Annotated in this window: 9 protein-coding genes and 1 pseudogene; 6 read left to right on the top strand and 4 right to left on the bottom strand. The window is 67.3% G+C overall.

Features of this window, described 5'->3' with window-relative positions:
* The first annotated feature begins 133 nt into the window (after positions 1 to 133).
* Positions 134 to 403, top strand: coding sequence for a hypothetical protein (locus ACIOJD_RS19630; protein ID WP_401884081.1), 270 nt, complete (start codon positions 134 to 136; stop codon positions 401 to 403).
* A 246-nt stretch (positions 404 to 649) separates the two neighbouring features.
* Positions 650 to 2,635: a tetratricopeptide repeat protein gene (locus ACIOJD_RS19625; protein WP_401915046.1), complete on the top strand. Its 1,986-nt coding sequence runs from the start codon at positions 650 to 652 to the stop codon at positions 2,633 to 2,635.
* A 15-nt stretch (positions 2,636 to 2,650) separates the two neighbouring features.
* Here the strand turns inward: ACIOJD_RS19625 and ACIOJD_RS19620 are convergent, their stop codons facing one another.
* The 4 genes from ACIOJD_RS19620 to ACIOJD_RS19605 all read right to left on the bottom strand — a co-directional run bounded on the left by ACIOJD_RS19620 (position 2,651) and on the right by ACIOJD_RS19605 (position 7,622).
* Positions 2,651 to 2,857, bottom strand: a complete 207-nt coding sequence (locus tag ACIOJD_RS19620) for a DUF397 domain-containing protein (protein ID WP_401915044.1) — start codon at positions 2,855 to 2,857, stop codon at positions 2,651 to 2,653.
* Positions 2,854 to 3,060, bottom strand: coding sequence for a Scr1 family TA system antitoxin-like transcriptional regulator (locus tag ACIOJD_RS19615; RefSeq protein ID WP_401915041.1), 207 nt, complete (start codon positions 3,058 to 3,060; stop codon positions 2,854 to 2,856). Before ACIOJD_RS19615 ends, ACIOJD_RS19620 begins: the two co-directional genes overlap by 4 nt.
* An 11-nt stretch (positions 3,061 to 3,071) precedes the next feature.
* A complete protein-coding gene (locus tag ACIOJD_RS19610) occupies positions 3,072 to 3,596 on the bottom strand; it encodes a DUF5753 domain-containing protein (RefSeq protein ID WP_401915039.1) in 525 nt (174 codons plus the stop codon).
* Positions 3,597 to 3,782: 186 nt separating this feature from the next.
* The gene (locus ACIOJD_RS19605) at positions 3,783 to 7,622 is read right to left on the bottom strand and encodes a GH92 family glycosyl hydrolase (protein WP_401915037.1); all 3,840 of its coding nucleotides are present in this window, start codon (positions 7,620 to 7,622) and stop codon (positions 3,783 to 3,785) included.
* A 497-nt stretch (positions 7,623 to 8,119) separates the two neighbouring features.
* Between ACIOJD_RS19605 and ngcE the strand changes: the two genes are divergently transcribed.
* The 4 genes and pseudogenes from ngcE to ACIOJD_RS19585 all read left to right on the top strand — a co-directional run bounded on the left by ngcE (position 8,120) and on the right by ACIOJD_RS19585 (position 13,082).
* The gene (gene ngcE / locus ACIOJD_RS19600; RefSeq protein ID WP_401915035.1) at positions 8,120 to 9,565 is read left to right on the top strand and encodes an N-acetylglucosamine/diacetylchitobiose ABC transporter substrate-binding protein; all 1,446 of its coding nucleotides are present in this window, start codon (positions 8,120 to 8,122) and stop codon (positions 9,563 to 9,565) included.
* Between the two features lie 107 nt (positions 9,566 to 9,672).
* Positions 9,673 to 10,613, top strand: a pseudogene (locus ACIOJD_RS19595) (carbohydrate ABC transporter permease).
* Positions 10,613 to 11,572, top strand: coding sequence for a carbohydrate ABC transporter permease (locus ACIOJD_RS19590; RefSeq protein WP_401915033.1), 960 nt, complete (start codon positions 10,613 to 10,615; stop codon positions 11,570 to 11,572). The pseudogene ACIOJD_RS19595 and the gene ACIOJD_RS19590 overlap by 1 nt, the downstream one beginning before the upstream one ends.
* A gap of 310 nt (positions 11,573 to 11,882) precedes the next feature.
* Positions 11,883 to 13,082 (top strand): ROK family protein, encoded by a 1,200-nt coding sequence (locus tag ACIOJD_RS19585; protein ID WP_401915031.1) that lies wholly within the window; start codon positions 11,883 to 11,885, stop codon positions 13,080 to 13,082.
* The last annotated feature ends 81 nt before the right edge of the window (positions 13,083 to 13,163 follow it).

Genomic DNA, 13,163 nt, shown 5'->3' with positions numbered 1-13,163 from the left:
GGAACGATGAATGGGCCGGGGGCGCCGCCGGTGATGGCGTGAACTCGTTCCCGGCGTGTGTTGCTCTGTGTAATCAGTCACATCTATAATGTTGAGCAGTTTCGCGCTCAACCAATCTCAGATGGAGGCAGGCGTGACACGTTCCTGGGAGGCCGACCCGTCCGCGTTATTCGAGCGGCGACTGGGAAAGTCGGCCAAGGAGCTGGGTATCTCCGACAAAGGAGATGAATGCCCGGACATCTGGCAGCTCGACAACGGTGATATAGCGGTGATCGGCAGGGACCTCACTTCCCACTACGCCCCGCGACTTCCCGAGGGTGTCGCTCTCGCCGCCGACGAACGACTGGTCGTCATTCCCGGGAACATGCTCAGTTCGGCGAAGACGGATATCGCCGATGCTTGACCTCCATGCACCGGTCCTCCGCCCCGAGTTCGGCGAGCGGCTCGTACGAGAAGTCTACCGACGTGATTTCCGGGAACGTGACGCGGCGATTCAAGGCCGGGACTCCTGGAAGCTGGAACGCCGACAGCACTTCGAGGAACAGGGAAACGCCAGCAGGGACGCCCTCTCCCGAGGCAGCTGTACGTCAACCTGCGTGGCTACGACCCGGGGGAGCCGGTCACGGCCCAGGAGGCACTGCACCGCTTCATGCCCGCCCTCGGCATCGACGCCCGGTCGGTGCCGCAGGATCCCGACGCCGCGGCCGCGCTGTACCGCTCCCTGCTGGCCGATCGCCGGGTACTGATCGTCCTCGACAACGCCGCCACGGTCGGCCAGGTCCGTCCGCTGCTGCCCGGCAGCCCGGGGAGTTTAGTCGTCGTCACCAGCCGGAGCCGGCTCTCCGGCCTGGCCGTCCGCGACGGCGCGCGTCGGCTCACGCTGGGCACACTGCCGCAACCGGAAGCCGTCGCCCTGCTGCGCGCCGTCACCGCCGGATACCGGCCGGAGGACGACCAGGCCAAGCTCACCGAGCTGGCCGAGCTGTGCGCGCGGCTGCCGCTGGCCCTGCGGATCGCCGCCGAACGCGCCGCGAGCCACCCGCACATGCGGCTGGACGACCTCATCGCCGACCTGCGGGACGAGAGCGCCCTGTGGGACGCGCTCAGCACGGGCGACGACGAGGAGGCCGAAGCGGTTCGTACCGTATTCGCCTGGTCCTACCGGGCCCTGCCCGACCGGGCCGCGCGGCTGTTCCGTCTGCTGGGGCTGCACCCCGGTCCCGAGTTCGGCCTCCACGCCGCCGCCGCCCTCGCCGGACTGACCGTCGCGCGGACCCGGCAGCTGCTGGACTCCCTGGTCGGCGCCCATCTGCTGGAGCAGACCGCGCCGGACCGCTACCAGTTCCACGACCTGCTGCGGGCCTACGCCACCGACCAGGCGCAGCACGAGGAGCCGGCCGAGGAGCGGGAGGCCGCGCTGCGGCGCGTGCTGGACTGGTATCTGCACACCGCCGACGCGGCCCAGAGCTGGATCAGCCCCGCCGAACCCCACCTGGAGCTCGACCCGCCGTCGGACGGCGTGCGGCCGCTGTCCTTCGCCGACTACGACACCGCCGTGGACTGGGCGGAGCGCGACCACGTCAACCTGCTCCAGGCCGTACGGGCCGCGGCGAACGGACACGACCGGCTGGCCTGGCAGTTGGCAGCCGTCCTGGCGAGCGCCCAGTTCCCCTCGGCTCCCGTCGCCGACTGGCTGACCGTCGGCCACATCGGCCTCGCGGCGGCCCGGCGGTCGGGCGACCGCGCCGGAGAAGCCCAGCTCATCACCGAGAACGGCGTGAACTGTACGCGGGTCAACCGCCATGCCGAGAGCCGGGCGAGCCATATCGAGGCGCTGGGGATCCGGCGTGAGCTGGGCGACCGGTCCGGTGAGGCGCACTCGCTCAACCTGCTCGGTCTGAACCACCTCCGTGTCAGGGAACTGACCGAGGCCGCCGACCACTTCGAGCAGGCCAGCGCACTCTTCCAGGAGCTGAACTCCGCCCACTGGGAGGCCACCACCCTCTCCAACCTCGCCAGCACCCACTACCGCGCGGGTCGCCTCCCGGAGGCCACCACCGTCGCCCACCAAGCGCTGGAGGCACACCGCGCCCTCGACAACCAGCGGGGCGAGGGCAACATCCTGCGCCTGCTGAGCCACCTGGAGTGCGAGCAGGGAGAAACGGAGAAGGGGCTCGAATCGGCGCGCGAGGCACTGGAGATCGCCCTCACCCTGCGTGATCACCGGCTGGAGGGCTACTGGCTCCTCACCCTGGGCGACGCCCAGCAGGCGAACGGCCAGTTCGGCGAGGCGCTGACCTCGTACCAGAGATCGGCCACGCTCCACCGCCGCCTCGGCAACCAGAGCCGGGAGGCACTGGCCTGGCAAGGGGTCGGCCGGACGTACGTCCGACTCGACCGCCAGGAAGAGGCGGCGCAGTTCCACCGCCAGGCCGTCGCCGCCCACCACGAACTCGGCGATACGTGGGACGAGGCGATGGCCCTGGACGGCCTGGCCGAGGCATTGCTCGACAAGGACCCGGACGAGGCCGTCCGGCACTGGACGGAGGCGCTGCAACTCCTGGCCGGGTATGACGACCCCCGGGCTGTCGGAACGCGCGGAGACATCGAGCGGAAGCTGTCCGAGGCCGGTTGAACGGTGCCGTACGGATCAGAGCCCGTCTGTCCTGATCGCGTTGACGAAGGATGTCCAGCCGTCGGCGCGGAAGATGAGGGCGGGGCCGTCGGTGCGCTTGCTGTCGCGTACGGGGACCACGTCGGGGATACCGTCGGCGACCTCGACGCAGTTACCGCCGGTGCCGTCGCTGTAGGTCGACTTGCGCCAACGTGCCTGGATCAGAGCGTGTGTTGTGCTCATGGGGTCTTGTCGTCCTCCGCCATCGATGCGAGTAGGGCCCGGGAGGCCGCTGGTGACATGGCGGCGGCCCTGGCGAGATCGTATGCCCGCTGGTTCTGTTCGACCAGGGCCGATTCTTCGATCAGATGGCCGCTGCCTCCGCCCTCGGTGTAGACGACGGGCGGAGAGTCGTGGAAGGTCATGATCGAAACCATGCTGTCCATGAACGCCTCCCTCAGCCGATGAAGGGCATGATCTGGACCACCACCTTGGGCCTCTTCATCAACTCGGTGATGTGCAGGAGCTGTTGGCGCATCACGTCAGGACCGCCGATCGGTGCCAGGAGTACCGCCTCGTGCAGAATTTCCCAGACGACGGGTGCCGTATCGCTGTCGAGGATCTTCTGACGGTCCATCCGGGCCCGTACCAGTTCCTCCACGTACTCTTCCGACGCGAATGGATTCGCCGTACGGGTGAGAGCCCGCGCGTAGGCCTCCGTCTGCAACAGGCCCGGTACCAGCACCGGCGCGTATTCGCAGATGACTTTGGCCAGTGGCTCAAGTGCGGCCGCTTCCGCGAAATACTCCGCGACCTTCGACGCGCGGGCCAGCTTCGCCAGCCGCTGGAGATGCTTGCCGCTTCCCAGTACCTCGTCCATCGTGCGCGACAGGTCCACTTGAGGCCGTCTCAGCACCGCCTCGAACTGGCCGATGTAGCTGCCCGAGCAGAAGGCCCGCATCCCGAGTTGCGCCTGAGTCAATCCGGCGTCCTCGCGCAACCGGCGAAGTTCTGCTCCGTAAAACGCTCTTGGGTTCGCGTACGGGTCCTGGTCCTTGGAGTGAGTCATGTAACTCAACGTATCTCTACAGTCGCTCCTCGTGTGCGGAAAGCGCGAAAGAGCGGGGCACCGGCGCGCGCCGGTGCCCCGCTCCCTCAACTCACGCTCCTACCGCAGCAGTTCCACCTCCGCCAGGCTCGCCGGAGCATCGCTCACCAAGCGGTACTTCTCGTACGTCCCCGGCTTGGCCACGGTGAAGACCCGGGTCTGTTTGTCCCAGGTGAAGGACTGTTCCGACCGGCTGTCCAGGGTCTTCCAGGCCGTGCCGTCGGCCGACCCCTGGAGCACCCAACTCCCCGGCGCCTGAGCCGACTTGGACGATGTCAGCGTGTACTGGACCGCCTTCGTGGCCGACGCGACCGGCAGGTCCACCGACTCGACGGCTCCCTCCGTACGCGACGAGTTGTCGAAGAGCGCGCCCGACCCGGTCAGCGCGTCCGTGCGCGGTGTCGGCGTCCTGTCGTCCGTGGTGATCGAGACGGGGGCCGCCTTCTTCCCCGTACCCCAGGACGACGGCTTCGGGCCCATGGCGAACTCGATCGTGCCGCCGCGTGCGACCACCTTGTGCGGAAGCGCCGTCGAGTTCCAGGACTTGCCGTTGACCTTCAGCCCCTGCACGTAGATGTTCTTCGCGCTGTTCTTCGGGGCCTTGACCACCAGCTTGCGGCCGTTGTCCAGGCGCACGGTGACCTTCTTGAAGAGCGGCGAGCCGATCGCGTACTCCCCGGAGCCCATCACCAGCGGGTAGAAGCCGAGAGAGGAGAAGAGGTACCACCCCGACTGCTCGCCGTTGTCCTCGTCGCCGTGGTAGCCCTGGCCGATCTCGCTGCCGGTGTACAGGCGGTCCAGGACCTCGCGGACCTTCTCCTGGGTCTTCCAGGGTTGCGAGGCCGCGTTGTACATGTACGTGGCGTGGTGGGCGACCTGGTTGGAGTGGCCGTACATCCCCATCCGTACGTCGCGCGCCTCGGTCATCTCATGGATGACCCCGCCGTACGAGCCGACGAACTCGGGAGCGGCCGTCTCGGGGGTGGAGAAGTACGTGTCCAGCTTCTGCCCGAGGCCCGCTCGCCCGCCGTACAGGTTGGCCAGGCCGCGCGAGTCCTGGGGCGCGGTGAAGGCGTAGCCCCAGCCGTTCGTCTCCGTGTAGTCGTAGCCCCAGATCCTCGGGTCGTACGTGTCCGAGGGCACCCGCCAGTCGCCCTTCAGGTTCCGGCCCTGGAAGAAGCCGGCCTTCTGGTCGAAGAGCGAGACGTACTCCTGGGCGCGGTTGCGGAAGTACGCCGACTCCTCCCGGTAGCGCTTCTTCTTCGTCTTCTTGTAGAGCGCCTCGCCCATCTCGGCGATGCCGTAGTCGTTGAGGTAGCCCTCCAGTGACCAGGAGAGCCCCTCATGGGTCTCCGTGGAGGCGTAGCCGAGGAACGGCGACGTCTCCATGCCCTTGCGGCCGACGCCCGAACTGGGCGGCGCCACCGTCGCGTTCTTCAGCGCCGCTTCGTACGCCGCCTCCGCGTCGAAGTCGACGCCCTTCACATAGGCGTCGGCGAAGGCCACGTCCGAACTGGTGCCGGTCATCAGGTCGGCGTAGCCGGGGGAGGACCAGCGGGAGATCCAGCCGCCGTCCTTGTACTGCTGGACGAAGCCGTCCACCAGCTTGCCCGCCTTCTTCGGGGTGAGGAAGGAGTACGCGGGCCAGGTGGTGCGGTACGTGTCCCAGAAGCCGTTGTTGACGTAGACCTCGCCGTCGACGATCTTCGCGCCCGTGTGCGTCGGAGTGTCGGGGCCGGTCTTCGGGGAGAAGGGGCTGGCGTACTGCTGCCTGGGGCGGGACTTCGATCCCGTGTTCTCGAAGCCGGAGTTGGGATACAGATACAGCCTGTAGAGGCTGGAGTAGAGCGTGGTCAGCTGGTCGTGGTCCGCGCCCTCCACCTCCACCCGGCCCAGGATGTCGTCCCAGGCCTTCTGCGCCCGGTCCTTGACCCGCTCGAATCGCGTGCCGGCGGGGATCTCGTCGGCGAGGTTCTTCTTGGCCTGGTCGACGCTGATCAGCGAGGTCGCCAGGCGCAGCGTGACCGTACGGTCCTCGCCCGCGTCGAAGCGCAGATAGCCGGTGACGTCGGGGCCCGCGCCGCCGGTCGGCTTCCCGCTCGCGGTGACGGGCGCGTCGAAGACGCCGTACACGAAGAGCCGGGTCGCACCGGCCGACAGGCCGCTCTTCACGTCGGAGAAGCCCGTGAAGGAACGGGTCTGAGGATCGAGGGTCAGGCCACCGGCGTTGGAGATGTTGTCGAGGACCATGCTCGCGTTGTCACCTGGATAGGTGACGCGCATCATCGCCGCGTGGTCGGTCGGCGTCATCTCGGTCTTGAGGCCGTTCTCGAACGTGACGCCGTAGTAGTGCGGCTTCGCCGTCTCGTTCTCGTGCCGGAAGGGCAGCGCCCGAGCCGTACGGGACGCGTCGGGCGTGCCCTCCGCGACCGACGGCATCATCTGGAAGGTCTGCCGGTCGCCCATCCAGGGGCTCGGCTCATGGCTGGTGCTGAAGGCCTGCACGGTCGGCAGATTGTCGGCGTTGTTGCCGCGCGCGTACTCGTACAGCCAGCTGGTCGAACCGGCGTTGGTCACCGGCGTCCAGAAGTTGAAACCGTTGGGCACGGCGGTCGCGGGGAAGTTGTTGCCGCGCGAGAAGGAGCCGCTGGAGTTCGTGCCGCGTGTGGTGGACGCGTAGTCCGACAGGTGCGCCGGCGGCTTCTCCGGGGCCTTGGGGGCGATCGAGATGTCGTCGATCCAGCCCTGGAACTTCGCGGGGCCCTTGGGGGAGTCGTACGCCACCAGGATCCGGTCGACGGTCCTGCCGGCGGCGACGGAGCCGATCCGGGAGTCGACCTGGTTCCACTGGTTGACGTAGAGGCGCTTGGCCGCGCCCTGGCCCTGCGGGGTCAGCGGCCCGCCGTGCGCGTCGACGGCCTTCAGATCACTCAGATAGGTGCCGTCGGTGAACGCGAGATCGACCGACACGTTGGTCGCGGGGTAGTTCAGGTCGGTCTCGGGGAGGGCGGGGAAGATCCGGTACGAAAGCGCGGTGTCGCGGCGCACGGCCGTGTGGACGTCGAAGACCTTGTTGTACGAGTACGCCCGCCCGTCCGGCTTGTGCGTGCCCGCGTACTTCAGCGCCCTCTTCCCGGTGAACCCGGCGCCGGCCTTGGCGGTGGGGGAGCCGGCCGGGCCGCGGTCGGTCCGGGTGTGCATGTCCTGTGGCGCAGGGGTGCTCGTATCGCCGTCGGAGAACTGGACATCGGCCAGTTGTGTCGCGTCGGAGGCGCCGTTGTTGGCGGTGATGTCGAGCCGGTAGTGCTGGTACGCGGTCGCGTTGGCGATCTCGTACGACGTTGTCCGGAACCGCTCCTTGAAGGTCTCGCCCTTCCGGGAGTCCAGGTCCTGCCACCGCTTCCCGTCGGTGGAGCCCTGGAGCGTCCAGTCCTTGGGGTCGCGCTCCGCGTGGTCGTTCGCCGAGGTCAGGGCATAGGTGACGACCTTGACCGGCTGGTCCAGGTCGAACTCGGCCCAGGCGGTGGGGGTGAACGCCAGCCATTTCGTGGCCGACTGGACATCGATCAGGTTTTCCTTGGTCTCGCCACCGTTGGTGTTCTCGCCGCTCGCGCGCAGGTCGACGACCCGGTCGGTGACATTGCCCGGAATTCCTCCTGTGAAGCCGCCGTCGACGCCTGATGCCCGTTTCTTTCCATCGGGTCCCACTTCGACGGTGTTGCGCCAAGCCGGTTGCGGATCTTCCTCCTCGAATGAGGAGGAGAATTCCTTTTCCGCCGAACGGGGTTGGGCGGGCTGCGCTATGGCGGCGGACGGCGCTGTCACGACGAGCAATGAGGCGGTCGCCACCAGGGCGGCTGTATGCCATTGTCTGCGCCGGGGTCCGGTTCTCTGCTGCATACCGAGCCTTTCCTCCTGCGTACCAATTTGGACAACGTTGTCACGTGGGAGCGCAGGGTCAAGTAGGGGTCAAGTGTGCAGAGGTGTCAAGGGTGTTGGTGATACGGCGTGTCCGGAATTGGACATTCCGGGATGGCCGGCGTGGTCGAATGGGTACACAACCGGCTCAGGTATCCACGAGGTCTCAACTAGGGAAAGTCTGCCGCCCAAACCTGCTTACGATCTTGCCCAGTTGACCGGAAGTGGACTATACCTGTCGGCATCTGCACCGGTCTTCACGATCGAGACGGCCGACGCGTCCACAAACGACGCGCCCTCATCGACGCACTCGCACAGACGCACTCGCACGGACGCACTCTCATCGACGTATCCAGTACGCACGAGAACCCCCGCACGACCCAGCTGCAATTGACCGCGGTGGCAAGGCCCTTCGCTCGGACGAGAAGGACGGGCGGCCCGTACACCGCCTGAGTCCTGAAGAAGGCGAGGACTTGAGCATGGGATTCACCTCCGCTCAGCACAACGAGGGCCTTGGCCGTCGTGACGTGATCAAGCGGTCTGCCGCGATCGGTCTGGTCACCGTCCCCACGATGAGCTTCCTGGCGTCGTGCGCGAGCAGCGACAGCGGGACGGACCAGAAGGTCGACAAGGGCAAGACGTCCGCGAAGAACCCGCTCGGTGTGAACGACTCCGCGCCGCTCGACTTCGTCGTGTTCGACGGCGGTTTCGGTACGGCCTACGCGAAGGACGCTGTCGCGCAGTACGAGAAGGGCTACCCGAAGGCGAAGGTGAAGTTCAGCTCGACCGAGAAGATCCAGTCCACGCTCCAGCCCCGCTTCAACGGCGGCACCCCGCCCGACCTGATCGACAACAACGGCGCCGAGCAGATGGACATGGGCGTCCTCGTCGGGAAGAAGCAACTCGCCGATCTGACACCGCTGTTCGACGCCCCGTCGTACGACGACCCCTCCAAGAAGGTCCGCGACACGCTGCGGCCCGGAGTCGTGGAGATGGGCCAGTTCGACGGCGACCCGGTGTGGATCATGTACTACGCGTACACGGTCTACGGCGTGTGGTACTCGCAGACCGCGCTCGACCGGCTCGACGCCGAGTACCCCGAGGACTGGGACGCGATGCTGGCCCTCTGCGCGAAGGCCAAGAAGAAGGACATCGCGGGGTGGACGTACGCCGGCAAGTACCCGTACTACATCCCTTTCTCGCTCTACCCGTTCATCGGGAAGATCGGCGGCCGCGAGGTCCTGGACGCCATCGACAACCTGGAGCCGAACGCCTGGAAACACCCGGCGGTGAAGTCCGCCTTCGAGGCGTACTACGAGCTGTTCAAGAAGGGGTACATCCTCAAGGGCACCCCCGGTCTCGACCACATCCAGTCACAGACCGCGTGGACCGAGGGCAAGGCGCTGTTCATCCCGAACGGCTCCTGGGTGGAGAACGAGGCGGCCAACACCACGCCGAAGGACTTCCAGATGAAGGTGGCGGCGCCGTCCGGCCTGGACAGCTCGGACAAGCTGCCGTTCGGCACGATCTGGGCCTCCGGCGGCGAACCCTTCATCGTGCCCGCGAACGCCAAGAACCCCGACGGCGGCATGGAGCAGCTGCGGATCATGCTGAGCGAGGCGTCGTCGAAGAACTTCACCTCCAAGGTGAAGTCGCTCAGCGCCTTCAACGGCGGCACCGACGGCCTCACCCTCACCACCGCGCTCCAGTCCGGAGTCGACGCGCTGGCCAAGGCGGGCGACAACGTACTCAACCCGCGGCTTCAGGACTGGTACGTCGCGCTACAGAAGGAAAAGATCGGGGTGAGCGTCCTCGGCGAGCTGATGGCGGGGCGCATGACCCCGGCCGAGGCCGTCACGAAGGCTCAGGCGTACGCGGACGCGGCGGCCAAGGACGACTCCATCAAGCACTACAAGCACCAGTAGGGGGAGGGACCGGGAGTCCCGACGGGGCTCCCGGTTCCGGCTCGTCGTACGGGCCGGAACCGGCCCGTCGGACGGGCCCCAGGCCGGCACGGCGGTACCCGCGGGAGATTCGGGGTCGGGAGACATGCAGCACGGCAAGTACGGGTTCATCGTGGGGTTCTTGGTCGCCCCGCTGGCGATCTACGCCCTCTTCGTCATCTGGCCGTTCATCCAGTCCATCTACTACTCGTTCACCGACTGGACCGGTCTCAGCCCGGACTTCACGATGGTCGGCCTCGGCAACTACACCCGGATGCTCGACGACGAGACCTTCTGGAAGTCCCTCCAGCACAGCCTCACCTTCGCGCTGCTGCTGCCTGTCGTGGTCCTCGGGATGGCGCTGTTCTTCGCGTTCATGCTGAACGTCGGCGGGCGCGCGCGTAAGGGAGCCGCCGTCGCGGGCGTCCGCGGCTCCGGGTTCTACAAGATCGTGTACTTCTTCCCGCAGGTGCTCTCGATCGCGATCGTCGCCCTGCTCTTCCAGTTCGCGTACAACCCGCACAGCGGGGCCATCAACTCCGCGCTCGGCGCCGTCGGTCTGGACGGTCTCCAGCCGGACTGGCTGGGCGATCCGGGCCTGGCGCTGTGGTGTGTGATGGCCGTCCTGGTGTGGAGCCAGGTGGGCTTCTTCGTGGTCCTCTTCTCCGCGGGCATGGCGTCCATCCCGAAGGACTTCTACGAGGCGGCGCTGCTGGACGGCGCCAACCGCTTCGTCACCTTCTTCCGCATCACCCTGCCCCTGCTCTGGGACACGGTGCAGTCAGGGTGGGTCTACATGGGCATCCTCGCCCTGGGCGCGGAGTCCTTCGCGGTCGTGCAGATCATGACCGTGGGACCGGGCGGGCCCGCCGAGTCCACCAACGTTCTGACCCTGCTCGTCTACCAGAAGGCGTTCCGCGACGGTCAGGCGGCCTACGCGACCACGATCGGTGTCGCCCTGCTCGTCGTCACGCTGGCCTTCGCCGCCCTCGTGATGCGGCTGGGCCGACGCGAGCGGCTGGAGTACTGATGAAGACCACCGACACCCCTCCTCCGCTCGGCCCCGGCTCGGGGGCCGGTCCCGGGACCGGCCCGGCCGACGCCGGCCCGGTGAAGACGCGGCCCGCCGTGACGAAGAACGACACACCGCCGGCGGGGCAGAAGGGCGGCGGCGTCCTCAACGTCTTCTCGCACGGCGTGCTCGTCATCTGGGCGATCCTCGTCGTGATGCCGCTGCTGTGGGCCGTGATGACGTCCTTCAAGGACGACAAGTCCATCTTCACCTCGCCCTGGGCACTGCCGGACACGCTGCACTTCGAGAACTGGACCCGCGCCTGGAACCAGGCGCACATGAGCGACTATTTCCTCAACACCCTTCTGGTGGTGGCCGGTTCACTGGTCGGCACACTGCTGCTGGGCTCGATGGCCGCCTACGTACTGGCGCGCTTCGAGTTCCCGGGGAACCGCTTCATCTACTACCTGTTCATCGGCGGGATGAGCTTCCCGATCATCCTGGCCCTGGTCCCGCTGTTCTACGTCATGAACAACATGGGGCTCCTGAACACGATCCACGGCCTGATCCTCGTCTACATCGCCTACTCGCTGCCGTTCACCGTCTTCTTCCTCACGTCGTTCTTCAGGACGCTGCCCACCTCGGTGGCGGAAGCCGCGATCATCGACGGTGCCTCGCACACCCGGACGTTCTTCCAGGTGATGCTGCCGATGGCCAGGCCGGGCCTGATCAGTGTCGGCATCTTCAACTTCCTGGGGCAGTGGAACCAGTACCTGCTGCCCACGGTGCTGAACACCGATCCGGAGAACAAGGTGCTCTCCCAGGGGCTGGTGCAGCTCGCCGTGAGCCAGGGCTACAAGGGCGACTGGTCCGGGCTCTTCGCCGGCCTGGTGATGGCGATGCTGCCGGTGCTCGCCGCGTACATCGTCTTCCAGCGGCAGGTCGTGGCCGGTCTGACGGCGGGAGCGCTGAAGTAGCGGGCCGTCCGGGAAGCGGCGAAAAGCGAGAACACAGCGGGAAACCGTCCGTCGGCTCTGAGCCGGCGGACGGTTCGCTGCGTAGAGCGTCGGCAGAGGGTCCGTGGACGCCCGTAGAGCGCCCGGACCCGGACTTGGTTCGGTCCAAGGCCGCTCATCCGTAGCCGTACTCGCTCAAGGTCTTGACGGGGGGCGGCCCCAAAGGCTGAGCTTAGAGTTCACAAGTTGGAGATACGTCGGGGTCTCATGGTCGCGGCCCCGGCCGGGGGCGGTGGTCGTGCCGTCCGCCGAGGGCAGGAGTGGATGAGTCGTGGAGACTCCAGGGTCGCAGTCGTCTCTGCACCGGGCCAACCTCGAACGGGTCGTGCGCGCGGTGCGCATGGCCGGTTCGCTCACCCAGGCGGAGATCGCGCGGAGCACGGGACTGTCGGCGGCCACGGTCTCCAATATCGTCCGTGAGCTGAAGGACGGCGGAACGGTCCAGGTCACGCCCACGTCGGCGGGTGGCCGCCGGGCCCGCAGCGTCTCGCTCAGCGGGGACGCGGGCATTGTCGTCGGAGTGGATTTCGGCCATACGCATCTACGGGTGGCCGTCGGGAACCTCGCCCATCAGGTGCTCGCTGAGGAATCCGAGCCCCTCGATGTGGACGCCTCCTCCGCCGAGGGATTCGGCCGGGCCGAGGAACTGGTCGAGCGGCTGATCGTGACCACCGGCGTCAGCCGTCAGAAGGTGATAGGTGTCGGCCTCGGTGTCCCCGGGCCGATCGATGTCGAATCGGGCACGCTCGGCTCCACCTCCATCCTGCCGGGCTGGACCGGCATCAACCCCAGCGACGAACTGGCCGAGCGCCTCGGCGTACCGGTGTACGTCGACAACGACGCCAACCTCGGCGCGCTCGGCGAGCTGGTCTGGGGGAGCGGTCGCGGGGTCAGGGACCTGGCGTACATCAAGGTCGCCAGCGGTGTCGGCGCCGGTCTGGTGATCGACGGGCAGATCTATCGCGGTCCCGGCGGTACGGCCGGCGAGATCGGGCACATCACGCTCGACGAGTCGGGCCCCGTCTGCCGTTGCGGCAACCGGGGCTGCCTGGAGACCTTCACCGCGGCCCGCTACGTACTGCCGTTGCTCCGGCCCGGCCATGGCGCGGATCTGACGATGGAGCGCGTCGTCCAGCTCGCCAGGGAGGGCGATCCCGGCTGCCGCCGCGTGATCGCCGATGTCGGCCGCCATATCGGCAGCGGCGTGGCGAATCTGTGCAACCTCTTGAACCCCAGCCGGGTGGTGCTCGGCGGAGATCTGGCGGAGGCTGGGGAGCTGGTCCTCGCGCCGATCCGCGAGTCGGTCTCCCGGTACGCGATCCCGAGCGCGGCCCGCCAGCTCTCGGTTCTCCCCGGGGCGCTCGGCGGCCGTGCCGAAGTGCTCGGCGCACTGGCCCTCGTACTCAGCGAGATGGGCGATTCGACCCTTCTGGACGGCACCCTTCCTGTCGGCGCGCCTGCCTTCACTTAGATAACGAATGGCACCGTTGTCATCTCGTTAAGAATTTACTCCTTGACGCTGCCCCCGGACCCGAGTTGACTTCCAGCCACC

It is taken from the genome of Streptomyces sp. NPDC088116, assembly GCF_044741745.1.
Taxonomy (GTDB): Bacteria; Actinomycetota; Actinomycetes; order Streptomycetales; family Streptomycetaceae; genus Streptomyces.
Note: the sequence above shows the minus strand (reverse complement) of the source record. Positions and strands in the feature narration are given on the sequence as shown.